Origin of the sequence: Pseudomonas sp. NPDC089996, assembly GCF_044748405.1 — a bacterium.
GTDB lineage: Bacteria > Pseudomonadota > Gammaproteobacteria > Pseudomonadales > Pseudomonadaceae > Aquipseudomonas.
Genome location: NZ_JBIVGA010000025.1, coordinates 1 through 16,749, shown reverse-complemented (window position 1 = coordinate 16,749; position 16,749 = coordinate 1). Strand labels below are relative to the sequence as shown.

The window sequence follows — 16,749 nt, the reverse complement described above, 5'->3', positions numbered from 1 at the left end:
CCGACGATGTTCGCGCCGCCAAGGCGTGGCGACAATGGCCAAAGCTGTCAATCTGGATGACCGGTTTGGCCGCCCGCCTATCGACCTACCCCGCGCTCGATGCCGTGATCGATTCGCGCCATGCGCTGCATGTACTCCAGGGTCAAACGCTCGCGCAGCACGGCCAACTGGTCCTGCTGCTCCACAGCAGCGAATGAGGCAGGATCGTAACGTTCAAGGAAGCGCTGCCAGAAAACCAGGCGGCACAGATACTGCGCAACGACATCATCCCCCAGGGCCACTTCGACAGACTGCCGGGCCGCGGCCAACAATGCTGCGCTGACGCTTGGGACCGCAGTGTCGTGCAGGCGCAGTGGCTGAAACGGCAGCCTCAATGCCCTGCGCAGCCTGACTCGGTAACGCAACCCCAGCGCGACATGTTGGCCGGCATCAAGTTGTGCGCCGCGGCTGGCGATATCGGACCGCACGAATGCCTGCAGACGGTCCAGTCGATACAAGCCCTGCCCCAGTGCCAACAATACCGGTCCTGGCACTGTTGCCCCAGTGCCTTGCGCACTGGCCTCTGCCCGCAGTCGCAGCAAGTGCGAGAACCTGTCAATGGCATCATTTTCGTTGACTAGCGGGCTAGCCAGCACGCTGCGCACCGAGGCGGCGAATACCGGGTCGTGTTGTATCAGGCGCAAGATGCCCCAGCCGCGCTCGATCAGGTAGTGCTCCTGCCAGCTGAAGCCTGCCTGTGACTCCAAACGGTTCAGCAGCGCGAACATGTCGGCGTTATCCGCGACCTGGCTCAAGGCATCCCAGATTGCCCCGCGTGCGGCCTGCTGCTCACCCGCCCGTACCCACCACGCTCGCCCCGTTTCGGATTCGACCACCTCCTGGATCGAATCAAGCGCAGCCAGCGCAGACACCGCAGTACCGCTCAAGGGGTTGCCTGTCACGATGAACACCTGACGGAAATCCCTGGGCATGCAGAGTACTTGCGAAGGCACACTGCGGATGGCGTTGTCACGCAGGTCCACTTCGCGCAGAAAGCCACAGAGCTCAATGTTCTGCGGCCACATGCCGAGCCCGCAGCGGCGCAGCCTGAGTTCGATCAGCTGCGACAGATGCAGAAAATTGATATTGAAAGTGCCCAGCGTCGCATTGTTACTCAAGTCCAGATGCGTCAACTGTGCCAGGCTGCCAAGCGCCTCCACAGTCTGGGCATTCAAGCGGATCTGATTGTGCGCCAGGCGCAGGTGTCGCAGATTGACCAGGTAGCCGAGCCCACCTGGGCAGACCAGCAACCGGTTATTGCTCAGGTCAAGGCGTTGCAGTTCGGTGAAGGCTTGGAGAAATGGCGCATGCACCTGTCCGATCGCCGTCTCCTGAATGACCAATGTACTCACATGGTGGAAGGTGACATGCCGGGGAAGGTCTGGAAGCGTGGAGATCGGCAGGCCGTTGCACACCAGCTTGATCCCGCCCTTGGCCCCTTGCTCGGTCAGCTCGTGCAGCTCACCCTGGCCGCGCCATGCTCGCAGCAATCGCTCTGCAAGGTGCTGCCGGGCATTACGCTCGGCGGCGTTGAAGGCGAAGCCGACCCAGGCATCGAGTTTGACAGTCAGTTGCTGCAGGTCGTCTTCCAGTGACCTGAGTTCGGCTGCGACCGATAACCCGCGACGCCATCTGAGATTGAGCTCGCGTTCCAACTGAGCATCATCCAGCCCGGGAAACATCTGCCGCAGCCCATCGCGCAAGCGCGCCATGCGGGTGGCGCGGGGTGGCAAGCGCCCGCTGAGCAGGTAACCGACGCGCCCATCCGGCAAGCGTTGCCCAGGGTTCCACCAGCGTCTTGCAGGTGTCCAGCCAAGCAAGTGTTCGATGCTCGACGGTGTTTCTGGCAACTGCAGCATGAGCCTGTCGCGCAACTGGCTGGCGGCCTGCTCGCTGTCGATCTGCAGCTCGCTCAGCAGTCCACGCTCACGCAGTATCCAGGCGAGCGCCTGATAAATGTCACCGAAGCGATCATGTTCGACCCTGGCGCCTTGTTCGTCATATAAACCGAATACGCCGTCTTCATGTATCAATTGGTAAAAAACACCATCAGGGGTAGCCGCGACAATCGATGCCAGCGGCTCGTCCTGGGACACTGCATTGACCAGGGACACACTGAGGCCATCGAGCTGGAGGGTATCGAGCAAGTGGAACAACAGCACCCCCGCATCGTCGGTATAAGCACTCGTCAGATAACATCCGGCCATCATCCGGTTGAACCTGGCAACGCGCGCCAGCGCATGCGCCTTGGTAGCCAGCGCCATGGGAATGCGGGGGTGGGCTGGCAAGACGGCTGCCTGCCCGGCAGCCGTTTGTTCGAACGCATGGGCATCCTGAGCCAGCGCCTGAGCGTAGGCATCGGGGAGCCCGGTGAATGCAGCGCGCAACTGCTTTGCCAGGCCATCGTCGCTAGCCTCAGGGGTGGTCAGGTGATTGAACAGTGCCATGCGCAGACGTGACTGAGCGCGCAGAACATTCACGACGCCTTTACCGACATCGAATTGTTGCTCGCACCAGGTAAGCAATGAAGCGTCGCTGACCACCGCCGGCGTTTGCCGCAACTGACGGAAGAACGCCTCGATACGTGCATCGGTATCGAAAAAGCCGAGTGTCACCCGCAAGTTGACCGGCGCTCGCCGATTCTCGACCAACACGCCGCGCAATTCATCCTGGTCCATGCCTGCCACCCGCAATACCCTTTGCGCTGCTGCTTCATCCAGGGGCGGATCCTGTGGCCAAAGCCTGCCGAGCATGGCAGCCGAGTCATCGAGCGCTTGTGGACGACCATGCAATAACTGCCAACTGCGCTCGCCATTGTGCAGTACCAACGGCCCATAGGCGGTTGGCCGGTGTGGATGGCGCACGCGATAGAGCCCACCTGGCTCGGGTTGATGAACTTCAAGAAACCGGTCATCGAGCTTTATCCAGTTCCGTGTACCGTCGCTATAGCGACCATCGGGTTGCAACCAGACATGGCCCGCATCCGAGTGATAAGGCTCCAGATCGCCGCCCCAGAGGCGGCTGGTTTCACCGTCCACCGCGACGATGTCCATCGCATCGACATGGGCGCTGCGAAGGAACCCCGCGCCAGCTACCGTCGCACCGGTAGCGGCCAAGGTGGCCGCCACCCCAAGCATATGTTCCAGTGCTTCATGCTGGTGGCCCAGCGACCAATCCCGCACGCCTTCAAAGACTTCATCCAAGGTCTGCACGACCATTCTTGCCAACAGAGTGGCGCCGACCGCGGGGATGAACAAGCCGGCCAGGTTCAACATATTCAACCCGGCTGCACTCCAGGACTCACGCCTGGTCTTGTCCGCATCGGCATCCACGCTGGCGGTCGGCACCAGCAGCAGCCTGGCGTCATCCTTGCACCGTTGCACTTGGTGCCTGGCCAATGCGTCGAAAATCGAACCTTGCCGGGTACTACCTTCCAGCTCCAGGTCAGGCTCTTCATCGTGAAGGCGCTTGCCCAACCTGCCAACGAAATCTGCACGCTGGCCGAGCGCGATCTGTCGAGCGAAGTATTGCTGGTAGTCCGGTCGTTGCAACTCAGCCGCCAAGACGCGGCTCAACTGCGCAAGAGAGCTGCAACGGCGCAGGTTTTGCCGGGGATCACCGGGCATGTACAGCATCACACTGTTCAATGAGCCGTCCTTGTCGCGCAGGTATATCAAAAGCCCATCAGCGACCGGGCAGCCCAGCATTTCAAGTAGCCCAGGGTAGGCTCTGAGCCCCTCCTGGGTATGCATCGCACCCACGTCGAACATCTCGCGCAAGGCCAGTTGCTCATGGGCAGTGATCTCCCCCTTCAGCGCTGCGACCTCGACAACCAGGCCAAAGCCAGACTGCTTGTCGCTGGCCAGAAGCGTCTGCGTACTGGCGTCATACACCCTTGCAAGTTCAGCCTGGTACATCGCGCCGACATCGAGCCTTCGGCATGCCTCCACCAGATGACGGGGTGCGCCGGACAACACGGACGAGCTTGATGGCGCAACCAGCCCTGTCCCCTGATAGAAATGAACGTCGGCAAAATTGTGCATCAAACGCAGCAGGCCGCTCTCGCGAGTTTCAGCAGAACCGTAGCCTCCCAACCAGGCGTCTGGCTGCCGGCTGAAAGCAGGACCTAGCTGCAGCCATTGCAACTGGCCGAAATCGAGGCCGACCGGCAGTGGTTGCGCCAACAGACCGGTGAACCGCCGTTCGGCGAACACATGAGGAGGATGCAGCCCCTGAGTACGACCACGCAGTCGGGCCTGTGTCGCGTGATGGGCATTCAACCTCTCGCGCAGCTTGGCAAGCTGGCCACTGGAAGCCCGTTTCAACCATTCGGGCAACCGGGAACCGATGAAGTCGTCGATGACATTGTCGTGTAGCGGTGGGGTTGAGAGGTGGCGATCGAGCGAACTGTGGGGCATCACGAAACTCCGATGGGTACTGGAAGCCGCAATGCTCGATAACAATGGCCCTGGACGACAGAGGGAAGGTGTGCGTGTGCGATCATGCGAATGCGCCGCCAGCATGGTGGCGCATCCGGCTTGCGGGTAAGCGATTCAACCCTGGCTTACGGCATGTCGGTCCAGTGCCTCCTGTGTCAGCTGCACTGCCAGATCGTGGAGTTGGGCATCGCGCTCTATGCGCAGGGCATTCCAGCGTTGCAGATAGTCCTCACTGGACAACGCTGTCTGCTGCTCGTCCAGATTGCTACCCCGATCGGCAAAGCCATCCTCGATGGCCGTGAATGCCTGTGGATGCTCTGTGCGCAGGTGGTTCAGCCAGAATTCACGCTGACTGATGCTGCGTGCCAAGGCTTGAGAGTCTTCAGCGGCGCGCACGCGTTGCAGGGCTTGCTGAAGTTGCGCGCTGGTGACATTGGCTACACCCTCGAACTGCATGTGACGCGGTTGCAACGGCAAGTCCAGCTCGGTTGCCAGGTGTACCCGGTAGTACAGATCGATTTCGATATCATCGATGGCAGCACGGGCACTGGCATAACCTGCCGACTCGGCAGGCGGCAGGCGGGCGATGCGTTGCGCGGTATCATCGCGGGCATAACGCGCGAGCTCATCCAGGCGAAACAGTTGGCGCCCCAAGCTCAGCAATTCGCTGGCACGCCCAGGGCCTGCATCCCCTCGAGCTGCCTGGTGGGTCAACATCAGCACCTGAAGATCGCTGAAGCGACCAGCAACGCTGTCCACGCAAGTCACTGCCATCCCTGCGCGCTCGAATACCTGCAACCGCAGTTCATCGTCGCCACCGATGGCCAGCAACAGTTCCCGGACCTGCCCGGCGAGGTACTCCGGCGCCACACGGTAGTCTCGGGTACGCGCCAGGTCACCCAACAGGCGAAACAAACCCGTACTGCCGGGTATCGCCAGCAATCTATCCCAGTCTTGCGCGCTCGTTTCACGGCTATCTTGCGCCATGGCTTGTAGCCAGCGTTCACGGCTTTGCCCGTTCGCCTCCACGGGCAAAGACTCGAACTGCGGCGGCACCGCGTCGAAGTGTTGGTGCGGGCGCTCGGCGAAAAGCCGCTCCCGGTCTGTCACCGAAAGTGGATTGTCATTCACCCGGAAGGCGTTTCGAAAAGCCCTGGGCATCAGCAGAACCTGTTCAGGTACCCGGGAAATCTGGTTCTGACGAATATCGGCACTGTCGAGAAAACCGCAGTTTTCCAGGCCTTCCGGCCACAACAGCAGGCCACAGCGGCGCAAGCCGACCGACCGCAGTTGGGAAAGTTGATTGAACCGCAAAGCGATCGAGCCCAATGGGTTGAAGCTCAAGTCCAGATGACGCAAAGCGGCGAGCCTTGCCAGCGCCTGGGTACCATCCAGGTCCATGCGAATACGGTTGCTGGCCAACGACAGATCGGTCAGTCGGGTAAACCGAGTGATACCAGTGGGAATACGCAGCAGCGCGTTGTAGTTGAGGTTCAAGCGCCGCAATAAACGGAACCCGCTCAAGAATGTCGAAGGTACTCCACTCAATTCCAGGCCGGCCAGATTGAGCTCGGTCACATTGCCGAAGTTGGCCCCGGTCGGCAGCTCCGGAAGGGTACGTAACGGCAGACCGCTGAAGTCCAGACACACACCGTCGGCAATGCCATCCGCGCCCTGGGCAGACTCACCTTGTAACCGCCAGGCACGACGCATCAGAGCGCCCACGCGTTGGCGCATGTTGCGTCTGGTGTCGTTCAGCTCGGCATGGGACCAGCGATTGAGTGCCAGGTCGACCTGGCCGTACTCTCTTTCCAGGCTGAGCAAGTTCGTATAGGGCGAGCCGGGCAGCAGTAGAAACTGGCTTAGGAAGGCATCGGCTTGCGCATCGCTCAAGCCCCAGTAAAGCTCGCGAATACGGTTGCGCAAGTTGCGCTCGGCCCAGCGCTGGCCTTGCCCGCGACCGCTGAGCGGGTAACCGATGCGGCCATCCGACAACCGCCGCAGCGGGCTTCTACCCGACTCGACCGAGCGCCAGCCAAGCAGGTTCAGCAACTCGGCACGTGTAGCAGGCAAGCGTTGAACGACAAGGGCCCGCAGCGCACCGGCAGGCGCATGCCCAGCGATGTCCAGGCGCGTCAGCTCGGTCGGTGACAGGCATGCCACTATGGCCTCGAACAGGCCGCAAGGGGTGGCAATTTCCTCCTCACGTTCCAGCCCGTGGCTGTCGTACAAACGCATCTCGCCATCTCTGCGCACGATGACTGTGGTGAATTCTGCTGCTGCCTGAGGATCGATCACTGCCAGCCTGCGACCGCTTTCACTCCCCTCTCGCAGCTCCAGGTTGAACCCACGAGGCCAATGCGGCAATCGCGGCAGCATTGCCAGCACCAGTTCACCCGTCTGGTCGCTGTAGCTGCTGCCCAGGTACAGCCCTTCAAGGGCACGGGTCAGGCGCGACTGCTGCAACAGTGAGCGTGCCTGGCTGGACACACTCAAGGGCAGGCGTTGCTCCAGTACGGCGCGTTCACGTTGCCCGGCGCTGACATCCTGGACAAGCGCATCGCAATAGGTTGGCGACAGGCCAGGAAAATCACGCCGCACCAGATCGCGCAAGCCATCAGGCGCCAGCACCGTCTGGGTCAGATGAGCCAACAACTGTTCGCCCAGCGAGGCCTGACGCTCCAGTACGCGCACACGCAGGGCTTGCGCATCAAGCCCCTGCAGGGCGGGCTGAGCCAGGCACCACTGCTGGATTTCCAAGTCATCGGCTGCCGGTATTTCGCGCTGCATTTGCTCGAAGAATGCGTCGATGCGCGCGTCAGCTTCGAAACGACGCAGCGTTTCCCGCAAGCTGACCGGGAGTTGCCTCCCAGTCACCATCAACCCACGCAACCCCTCGCTGTCGATACCCGCAACGCGCATCACATCGCTTGCCCGTTGAGTACTCAGCGGGACGCGTTGCGGCCATAGCATGTCCAACATGCGCGCATTGTCGTCACATTCCAGGGGCCGTTCATGGCGCAAGCGCCAGCCCCGATCTCCGTTGAACTCGACTTCAGGTCCGAACGCATCGACGCGTTCTGGATGCCGCACGCGCCATGGGCCGTCCGGCTCAGGACGATGCACGAGATAAAAGCGCTCGCCGACACGCAGGAATTTGCGATCTCCCTCTTCGAACAAACCATCCCTTCCTTGCGATGGGTTGAAAGGCGTGACCTCATAGGCCTTCAGCTCGCGCTGCCACAAGCGTTGATGCCCGCCCTCCAGAGCAACCGGCTCCAGCCCATCGACGAAGGCGCTACGCTGAAAACCACGCACCAGTATTGTTGCGCCGGTAGCGACAACGGCAGTGACTGCCAGGGCTTCGGCGACGCCGAGCATGTGCTCCAGTGCTTCGTGCTGGTGCCCGTGATACCAATCCGCAGCCCCCTCGTAAACTTCCGACAGTGTTTGCACCACCAGTTGCCCCAGCAGCAAAGCACCCACCACCGGAATGAACAGGCCGGCCAGGTTCAACAAGCCGAAGCCGGCACTTTCCCATGCCTGAAGCCTGTCTCTGGCCGCTCTCAAATCGGCATCAGCGGTAGGCACCAGCAGCAGGCGAGCGTCATCCTTGGCCCTTTTCACCTGCTGTGCCACCAAGCGCTCGAAGGCATCGCCCTCGCCGGTCAAAGCGTCCAGCTGAAGATCCGCGACGTCGTCCTGCAAGCGCTTTTCCAGCGTGCTCAGGAAACCCGCCCTCGCCTGCAACGCTACAAGCTGGCTGAAGTAGCTGCGGTAATGCTTCTGGCGAAGTGCTTCCGCCATCGCGCCATTGAGGTACTCCCAGGATTCGAAATAGCGCAGAGCGCGCTTCGGGTCGCTTGGCAAGTACAGCACTACCCCGCCTTGCTCACCGTCAGGTCCGCGTAGCTGGAAAGCCAATGCATCGCTGATCGGGCAACCCAGCATCGTCAACAGCCCCGGGTAGGCACGTAGCCCGATTTCCGAACCCGCCTGCACGACGGCGCGCAACGCGGCCTCCACTTCTGTGCCGAGATCGCCTTTGAGCGCGGCAACGTCGAGTGCCAGCAGTAAACCGGCACGCTTGTCACCTGCCAGCAGGGCATGGGTAGCAGGTGTGAAGGTGCGTTCCAGCAATGTCTGATAACGGGCACCGACATCCCAGCGGCGGCAGTCTCTCGCCAGTTGCTCGGGATCGCCCGACAACACAGAGCCGGTGCCACTGGACACCAAACCCGAACCCGCCAGCACTTCGGCATCTTCATGGAAGTTCTGCATCAACCGCAACAAAGCCGGCTGGCGATCATAGGTTGGGCCATAGATTGGCCAGTGGATGCCTGGGAGGCGAGAAAAGTCCCGCCGCACCTGCAGCCACTGTAACGTTTGCAGCTCGGTGCCTGATGGAAGTCGGTCCTTCAACAATTGGCCGAACGTCTCTTCAGCGAAGCGCTGCAAAGGGATCAATGCCGATGTCGCAGCACGCAGTGACGCCTGATTGGCGTGGTGGCGTTTGAAACTGTCCCGCAGGCGATTGATCTGCGCCGGACTGGCCCTTTTCAGCCAATCGGGAAGGACAGTGCCAATGAAGGTATCGGTCGCAGTGTCGAGCTTGCTACCAGAAAAGTCTGGAGCACTTGAGCTTTGGTTGCGCATGGCAGTTCCTGGGGTTCATGAGTTCGCCCCAAGCCTGCCCAACATCCGCTGCCTGGCAGCAGCAGGAAATCAGCCACCTTCAGTGCCGGCCTGCCCCTCCCGCGCCAAGGCCAGCTGCCGATACTGCCCCGGGTTACAGCCGAACCACTTGCGAAATGCCTTGTAGAACGAACTGCCATCAGCAAAGCCCAGGCCGGCGGCGATGTCCTGCATACTCAGCCGGTCTCCGGCCAGCCAGGCGAGGGCCAGTTCGCGCCGCACACTGTCCTTGAGGCCCTGGTAGGTCTGCCCTTCCTCCGCAAGGCGACGACGCAAGGTCGATGCCGACAGGCACAGGTGGCGTGCCAGGGTGTCGGCATCAGGCCAACGGGTGGGTTCGAGCGCCAGCAGATCGTGGCGAATGCGCCGCCCCAGGCTGGCTGGATCGCGGTACCTGACCAGGATATTGCCGGGCGCCTCGGCGAGAAACCGCTGCAAGTCCAGGGCCGTGCGCCTGAGCGGCAGGTCCAGGCCATCGGCCGCGATGATCATTCGCGTGCGCGGGCGCCGGAACTGCAGGTTTTCGGAAAACATCACTCGATAATCATCGCAGAATGGAGGTTCGCCACAGCGCAGGTCGATGGCCAGGATAGGGATGCGTCGCCCGGCAAGCCAGCAAGCCACGCCATGCACGATCATCCAGAAGGTGAAATAGGTGAAGGCCCTGCGGGGTGCGTCTTGTGGTTCGTCGATGACGATCTCGGCCAGGCCCGGCTGGCGTACCAGCCTTGGATGCAAGTCTTCGAGCATCAGGCCAAGGAACTCCAGCGCAGTCTCCAGGCCCAGGGCCAGCGTCGGCTGGGCCATGGCCGCGCGGCAAAGGAAGGCCAGGCTGCCGCTGCGCAGCCCACGCCGGTCCATGGCGAAGAACTCGTCATTGCAACGACGCGCCAGCAGGCGCCACAAACGTGCATAGGCTTCGGCACTGACACGGGCTTCGGGGTGATCGAGTTCACTGGCCTCTATACCGGCGCGCCCGAGCTCCACGGCGCCAGACAAGCCATCCGGGCACGTCTGCAGCAGCGCTTCACGCACCAGCTGCATGGAAATGGTGTCTTTTTCGCTCATCGCCCACCCGGGTTGAATAGTGCCGGCCATCTTAGGCCGCCATGAAGAAAATGCCAGCCCGCCCTCATGAGCTGGCAGCCAAGCCAAGGAACGCCTGGATCAGCCGCAATTCACGGCGCCGTTCCAGGCAGCCGATCATGTGCTGGTTGACCAGCCCAGCACCCGCCAATGGGCGCGCTACCACCCGGGGGTCGTTGGCCACTTCGGTCGACGAAACGACGCCAATCCCCAACTCCGAGGCCACCGCCTCGGTCACCGCTTCCCGGCTGTCCAGTTCCAGCAGTACACGGGGCTGTACCGCAGCCTCACCACAGGCACGGTCGAACGTGCGCCGGGTGGTGGAGCTGGGTTCGCGCAACACCATGATCTGCTGATGCAACTCGGCCAGCGGCAGGTCGACCTGCGACTGCGCCCAGGCATGCCCCGCCGGCAACAAGGCGCACAGCCGCGATTGGCAGAGGCTCTGCAAATGCAGCCCCTTGCGCGGCTCGATCTCGGTCAGCACCGCGACGTCGGCATGTTCACCGAGCAACGCGGCCAGGGTTTCCTGCGCGTTGCCCAGCCGCAGGTTGACGGTAATGCCCGGGTAGCGTTCACGCAGCAGCGCCAACATCGGCATGACCCGGTGCGGGCCATCGGCCGCCACCTCCAGGCGCCCGGTCAGCAACTGCCGGTTGGCTTCGAGCATGGCCTGGGCCTCTTCGGCCAGGCCGAACATCGCCCGGGTAATGGCCGCCAGGCGGGTGCCCTCTTCGGTCAGCTCGACCCGCCGAGCGGTACGCCGCAGCAAAGTGATCTGGTAATGCTCCTCCAGCGCCTTGACGTGCCCGGTCACCGCCGGCTGGCTGATGAACAAGCGCGCGGCGGCGCGGGTGAAGCTGCCTTCTCGGGCGACTGCATCGAAGGCACGCAACTGAAACAGGTTCATATGTATCGGCCTGACTTATAGCTCGGATAACGACAAACAATTTGATTGATGATGACGGGAATTGCAACCTAGGCCCCGTAGTTTCAGCCCACCGCTTGTGAGGAATAACGGAATGAGCAACGCCCCGATTCTGCTGACACCCGGCCCATTGACCACATCACTCCGCACCCGCCAAGCCATGCTGGTGGACTGGGGCTCATGGGACCGCGACTTCAACCAGCTGACCGCCAGCGTCTGCGAACAGCTGCTGGCGATCATCGACGGCAGCGCCAGCCACCACTGCGTGCCCCTGCAGGGCAGCGGCACGTTCGCCGTGGAAGCCGCCATCGGCACCTTGGTACCGCGTGACGGCAAGGTGCTTGTGCTGATAAACGGTGCCTACGGCCAGCGCCTGGCGAAGATCTGCAAAGTACTGGGCCGTGCCTACAGCACCTTCGAAACCGCCGAAGACCAACCGACCACCGCCACCGACGTCGATGGCCTGCTGGCCGCCGACCCGGCCATCACCCACGTGGCGCTGATCCATTGCGAAACCAGCACCGGCATCCTCAACCCGCTGCCAGAGATCGCCCAGGTGGTCAAAAGCCATGGCAAGCGCCTGATCATCGACGCCATGAGCTCGTTCGGCGCGCTGCCAATCGATGCCCGCGAAGTGCCCTTCGAGGCGCTGATCGCCGCTTCCGGCAAGTGCCTGGAAGGCGTGCCCGGCATGGGCTTCGTCTTCGCCGATAAGGCCGCTTTGACCGCCGCCGAGGGCAACGCCCACTCGCTGGCCATGGACCTGCACGATCAGCACGCCTACATGGCGAAGACCGGCCAGTGGCGCTTCACCCCACCCACCCACGTGGTCGCCGCCCTGCACGAAGCATTGCAACAGTACAGCGAGGAAGGCGGCCTGCACGCCCGCCACCAGCGCTATGCCGACAACTGCAAGACGTTGCTCGACGGCATGGCCGCCATTGGTCTGCGCAGCTTCCTGCCTGCGGCAATCCAGGCGCCGATCATCGTCACGTTCCATGCGCCGAACGATGCCCGCTACCAGTTCAAGGACTTCTACGAGCGGGTCAAGGCCAAGGGTTTCATCCTCTACCCGGGCAAGCTGACCCAGGTAGAGACCTTCCGTGTCGGCTGCATCGGCGTGGTCGGTGCCGATGGCATGCAGGCCGCCGTCAACGCCGTGGCCGAGGTGCTGCGGGAAATGGAAGTACTGGACATCTAACCCCTTTGCCCACCCGATTTCAGGAATCAGCGCACATGAACTACAGCAATCCTACCCAGCTGCAAGCCGCCATCCTCGACTGGGCCGGCACCGTGGTCGACTTCGGCTCGTTCGCCCCGACCCAGATCTTCGTCGAAGCCTTCGCCGAGTTCGACGTGCAGGTGTCCATCGAGGAAGCCCGTGGCCCGATGGGCATGGGCAAGTGGGACCACATCCGCACCCTTTGCGACGTGCCGGAAATCGCCGAGCGCTACCGCAAGGTGTTCGGACGCACTCCGACCGACGACGACGTCACCGCCATCTACAACCGCTTCATGCCGCTGCAGATCGAGAAGATCGCCGTGCACTCGGCGCTGATCCCCGGCGCCCTGAACACCCTCACCGGCCTGCGCCAGGGCGGCCTGAAGATCGGCTCGTGCTCTGGCTACCCGAAGGTGGTGATGGACAAGGTGGTGGAACTGGCCGCACAGAACGGCTACATCGCCGACCACGTGGTGGCCACCGATGAAACCCCCAATGGCCGCCCATGGCCAGCCCAGGCCCTGGCCAACGTGATTGCCTTGGGCATCGACGATGTGGCGGCGTGCGTCAAGGTCGACGACACCGTGCCGGGTATCCTCGAAGGCCGCCGTGCCGGGATGTGGACCGTGGCCCTGGTGTGCTCGGGCAATGCCCTGGGGCTGACCTGGGAAGGCTACCAGGCGCTGAGCGCAGAGAAGCTGGAGAGCGAGCGCAAGCGCATCCATCAGCTGTTTGCCGAATCGCGGCCGCACTACCTGATCGACACCATCAACGAGTTGCCGGAGGTGGTCGCCGACATCAATCGCCGCCTGGCCAAGGGTGAAATGCCGCAGGCCTTCTGACGACCACTGTATGGCCATTCGCGGGCAAACCCGCTTCCACAGGGGAATGCATAACCCTGAGGGAGCGGGTTTAACGGGGCGCCGAACCGCCGCGAATGCGTCAGTTCAGGAAACAATGATGGATCACACCGCCCGGTTCAGCTTCACCCAGGAAGCAAACTTGTCGATAAAGCCCTGCAGAAACGGCCGGGTCTTGTCACTGAGCTTGCCGCCCTCATCGAACAGCGTGGCCGCCCCACCGATATACGCCTCAGGCATCTGCATGCACGGCATGTCGAGGAATACCAGCGACTGGCGCAGCGCATGATTGGCACCGAAACCGCCAATGGCCCCCGGCGATACACTCGCCACCGCTGTTGGCTTGCCGCCCCAGGCGCTCTGCCCGTAAGGCCGAGACCCCACGTCGATAGCGTTCTTCAGGCAACCCGGCACCGAGCGGTTGTACTCTGGTGTGACGAACAGCACCGCATCGCTACGACGGATCTCGTCGCGAAAACGCTTCCACGCCTCGGGCACGCCCTCGGCCTCGACATCCTCGTTGTACAGCGGCAGGTCGCCGATCTCGACGATTTTCAGGGCAAGGCTGGACGGCGCCAGCTCCGAAAGTGCGCGGGCCACCTTGCGGTTGTAGGAGTCCTTGCGCAAGCTGCCGACAACAACCGCTACCGAATACACCTGGCTCATGGCGTGATCCATCCTTCGCTGGGAAAAGGGACGTCAGTAGTTATAGATGACCGTTCCTCGGCGGCCTGGTTTTTTTTCGCCCGGGCGAAAACTTCCGAGTATCTTGTACGGTCTATCCCTGCAGACATTTCCTACGTAATTCAGAGGTTTCTCACCAAATGGCAGCAGTAATGGTCGGCCAGTTCCACGCCCGTGACGCCGAAGGCCGAATCTACCCCGTGCACGAGTTCCAGGAGTCCACCCTCCAGACGGATGGCAGCGCTGTGGGTGCCCCGATCACCACCTACCGCCTGGCAATCGGTGACCGCGTGAATCACTTGGGTGAAAACCGCTTCGAACTGGCACAGACCGGCGTCGAGATCATTCGCATTCCTTGATGCAGTCAACCGTGTACTGGCCGCTTTCATTCTGCAGGCCGTGCACATCGGCGACGAAGCCCGGGAAGCCAGTGTTGAAGGCCCGGGCGAACGCCAGGTAATCGAGGATCGAACGGGTCGCTTCGGTGAACCGCTCGCCCGGCATGATCAGCGGAATCCCCGGTGGATACGGCACCAGCATCACTGCCGCGACCCGGCCCAGCAGGGCTTCGATCGGCACCGCCTGCACCTCCCCCCTCACCATCCGGTCATAGGCCTGCGCCGGGCTCACAGCCACTTCCGGCAAACGTGTGAACACGCGCTTGAGCTGCTTGGCCGTGGCGTTGTCGCGGTAGCAATCATGCAGCTGATGGCACAGGTCGCGCAGGCCCAGGCCTTGATAACGCACGGCGTCGACCGCGACGACGCTCGGCAGGCAGGCGCTCAGCGCGGTATTGCCGTCGTAATGGCGCTTGAACTCCAGCAACTCGGTGAGCAGCGTGCTCCACTTGCCTTTGGTGATGCCCATCGAGAACAGCACCAGGAAGCTGTACAAGCCGGTCTTCTCCACCACCAGCCCGCGCTCCCAGAGGAACTTGCTGACCACTGCCGCCGGTATGCCGCGCTCGCCCAGTACACCACCGGCGTTGAGCCCAGGCATGACCAAGGTCACCTTCAAGGGGTCGAGCAGCATGTAGTCGTCGGCCACCTCGCCAAAGCCATGCCACTCAGCGCCGGGGTGCAACAGCCAGTCCTGCGGGGCCAGGCGATGAATGCCTTCGGCCGCTGGCGGCTGCCAGATGCTGAACCACCAGTCATCGGCGGCGATGTGCTCGCGCAGGTTGGCCAGGGCGCGGCGGAAACTCAAAGCTTCGTCGAACATCTCCTGCAACAGCGAGCGCCCGGCCGGGCCCTCCATCATGGTCGACGCCACGTCCAGCGAGGCGAGGATGCTGTATTGCGGTGAGGTGGAGATATGCATCATGAAGGCTTCGTTGAAGCGGTCACGATCCAGCTGCCGCTGGGCGCCGTCCTGCACGTGGATCATCGACGCCTGGCTGAAGGCGGCCAGCAGCTTGTGGGTGGAATGGGTGCTGAACACCAGCGGGCTGCTCTCGCTGCAGGCGGTGCCCATGGCGTAGCGGCCCTCGAAGAACTCATGGAACGCCGCGTAGGCAAACCAGGCCTCGTCGAAGTGCAGGACCTCGACACTCGCGCCCAGGGCCTGCTTGATCAGCCCGGCGTTGTAGCACAACCCGTCGTAAGTGGAGTTGGTCACCACCGCCAGCTTGATCCGTGGCTCACGCCCAGCGGCCAGCGGGTTGGCCTGGACCTTGGCCTGGATCGACTCAGGGCTGAACTCGCTAAGCGGAATCGGCCCGATGATGCCCAGCTCGTTGCGCTCCGGGCACAGGTAGATGGGGATCGCGCCAGTCATGATGATGGCGTGGACCACCGACTTGTGACAGTTGCGATCGACCAGTACCAGGTCATCACGCCCCACCATGGCATGCCACACGATCTTGTTGGCAGTGGAGGTGCCATTGATGACGAAAAAGGTGTGGTCGGCGCCGAAGTTGCGCGCGGCACGGGCTTCTGCTTCGGCCAAGGGGCCGGTATGGTCAAGCAGCGACCCCAGCTCCGGGACCGAGACCGACAGGTCCGAGCGCAACGTATTTTCGCCGAAGAACTGGTGGAACGCCTGGCCCACCGGACTCTTGCGGTAGGCCACGCCGCCGCCATGGCCAGGTGTGTGCCACGAGTAGTTGGACTGGGCGGTGTGCTGCACCAGGGCCTTGAAAAATGGCGGCAACAGGCCGTCCAGATAGTTGTGCGCAGCACGCGCTACCTGGCGAGCGAGAAACGGCACGGTGTCTTCGAACAGGTAGAGAATGCCACGCAGCTGGTTGAGCTCGCTCATGGCCTCGGCGGGGGCGTTTTCCAGGGTGACCTGCTCGCCCAGGGCGAAGATAGGCAGGTCAGGTGCACGCAGGCGGGCCAGGCGGATCAGCTCGGCCATGTTCTGCAGCAGGTGGGTGTTGTCGCCAACGCCCTCGGCGGCGATCAGCATGCAAGCCAGGCCATGGTGGGTGGTGGCGACCAGGCGCGCTTCGCCGTGATCGGCAGCCTTGATGATGGCGAAGCCGTCCTGGCTCAGTTCCTCGGCGATGCCGCGGATGCGCTCGCCGGCAACGCTGTCGGTCTTGATGGCGCGGTGGACGATGAGGATCGGAAACTTGAGGTCCTTGTACATCCGGCTGCTACCTCTGCAGGACTTGTTGTCCTGTTGAGGTTAGTAGGCCTTGCTCCCTGTGCCGGCCTCTTCGCGGGTAAACCCGCTCCTACAGGCATCGCATGACTCTTGTGGGAGATTCTATGGCAGGAGGCAATTTCTTTGAGGAGCCAGCCTCCCAGCGTTTTCCGTTGCCTTCAGGCGTGAAGCATCGCACTTGAAACT

At 62.4% G+C, this 16,749-nt stretch carries 9 protein-coding genes; 3 read left to right on the top strand and 6 right to left on the bottom strand.

The features are described from left to right. Nucleotides 1-77: 77 nt before the first annotated feature. The 4 genes from ACIPW4_RS26345 to ACIPW4_RS26330 form a co-directional block, all read right to left on the bottom strand. Entirely contained in the window at nucleotides 78-4,457 is a 4,380-nt protein-coding gene (locus ACIPW4_RS26345) for a dermonecrotic toxin domain-containing protein (protein WP_400663368.1), read from the bottom strand. Nucleotides 4,458-4,592: 135 nt separating this feature from the next. Further along, a complete protein-coding gene (locus ACIPW4_RS26340) occupies nucleotides 4,593-9,134 on the bottom strand; it encodes an NEL-type E3 ubiquitin ligase domain-containing protein (protein WP_400663365.1) in 4,542 nt (1,513 codons plus the stop codon). Nucleotides 9,135-9,203: 69 nt separating this feature from the next. Further along, a complete protein-coding gene (locus tag ACIPW4_RS26335; RefSeq protein ID WP_400663363.1) occupies nucleotides 9,204-10,241 on the bottom strand; it encodes an AraC family transcriptional regulator in 1,038 nt (345 codons plus the stop codon). Between the two features lie 64 nt (nucleotides 10,242-10,305). Further along, entirely contained in the window at nucleotides 10,306-11,169 is an 864-nt protein-coding gene (locus ACIPW4_RS26330) for a LysR substrate-binding domain-containing protein (protein ID WP_400663361.1), read from the bottom strand. Nucleotides 11,170-11,281: 112 nt separating this feature from the next. Here ACIPW4_RS26330 and ACIPW4_RS26325 point away from each other — a divergent pair, with 112 nt between their 5' ends. Both ACIPW4_RS26325 and phnX read left to right on the top strand, forming a co-directional pair. Then, the gene (locus ACIPW4_RS26325; RefSeq protein ID WP_400663359.1) at nucleotides 11,282-12,388 is read left to right on the top strand and encodes a 2-aminoethylphosphonate--pyruvate transaminase; all 1,107 of its coding nucleotides are present in this window, start codon (nucleotides 11,282-11,284) and stop codon (nucleotides 12,386-12,388) included. A 35-nt stretch (nucleotides 12,389-12,423) separates the two neighbouring features. Then, nucleotides 12,424-13,251: a phosphonoacetaldehyde hydrolase gene (gene phnX / locus ACIPW4_RS26320; protein WP_400663357.1), complete on the top strand. Its 828-nt coding sequence runs from the start codon at nucleotides 12,424-12,426 to the stop codon at nucleotides 13,249-13,251. Nucleotides 13,252-13,374: 123 nt separating this feature from the next. Here the strand turns inward: phnX and ACIPW4_RS26315 are convergent, their stop codons facing one another. Beyond that, nucleotides 13,375-13,935: an NADPH-dependent FMN reductase gene (locus tag ACIPW4_RS26315; RefSeq protein ID WP_400663354.1), complete on the bottom strand. Its 561-nt coding sequence runs from the start codon at nucleotides 13,933-13,935 to the stop codon at nucleotides 13,375-13,377. A gap of 158 nt (nucleotides 13,936-14,093) precedes the next feature. Between ACIPW4_RS26315 and ACIPW4_RS26310 the strand changes: the two genes are divergently transcribed. Next, nucleotides 14,094-14,312, top strand: a complete 219-nt coding sequence (locus ACIPW4_RS26310; protein WP_400663352.1) for a hypothetical protein — start codon at nucleotides 14,094-14,096, stop codon at nucleotides 14,310-14,312. On the opposite strand, the gene ACIPW4_RS26305 is transcribed toward ACIPW4_RS26310, so the two are convergent. Next, a complete protein-coding gene (locus ACIPW4_RS26305; RefSeq protein ID WP_400663349.1) occupies nucleotides 14,296-16,545 on the bottom strand; it encodes an Orn/Lys/Arg decarboxylase N-terminal domain-containing protein in 2,250 nt (749 codons plus the stop codon). The genes ACIPW4_RS26310 and ACIPW4_RS26305 overlap by 17 nt on opposite strands. Between the last annotated feature and the right edge of the window lie 204 nt (nucleotides 16,546-16,749).

Excerpts from the sequence above, each read along its gene's own strand:
- ACIPW4_RS26345 (WP_400663368.1), bottom strand. The coding sequence starts at position 4,457 with ATGCCCCACAGTTCGCTCGATCGCCACCTCTCAACCCCACCGCTACAC.
- ACIPW4_RS26340 (WP_400663365.1), bottom strand. The coding sequence starts at position 9,134 with ATGCGCAACCAAAGCTCAAGTGCTCCAGACTTTTCTGGTAGCAAGCTC.
- ACIPW4_RS26335 (WP_400663363.1), bottom strand. The coding sequence starts at position 10,241 with ATGAGCGAAAAAGACACCATTTCCATGCAGCTGGTGCGTGAAGCGCTG.
- ACIPW4_RS26330 (WP_400663361.1), bottom strand. The coding sequence starts at position 11,169 with ATGAACCTGTTTCAGTTGCGTGCCTTCGATGCAGTCGCCCGAGAAGGC.
- ACIPW4_RS26325 (WP_400663359.1), top strand. The coding sequence starts at position 11,282 with ATGAGCAACGCCCCGATTCTGCTGACACCCGGCCCATTGACCACATCA.
- phnX (WP_400663357.1), top strand. The coding sequence starts at position 12,424 with ATGAACTACAGCAATCCTACCCAGCTGCAAGCCGCCATCCTCGACTGG.
- ACIPW4_RS26315 (WP_400663354.1), bottom strand. The coding sequence starts at position 13,935 with ATGAGCCAGGTGTATTCGGTAGCGGTTGTTGTCGGCAGCTTGCGCAAG.
- ACIPW4_RS26310 (WP_400663352.1), top strand. The coding sequence starts at position 14,094 with ATGGCAGCAGTAATGGTCGGCCAGTTCCACGCCCGTGACGCCGAAGGC.
- ACIPW4_RS26305 (WP_400663349.1), bottom strand. The coding sequence starts at position 16,545 with ATGTACAAGGACCTCAAGTTTCCGATCCTCATCGTCCACCGCGCCATC.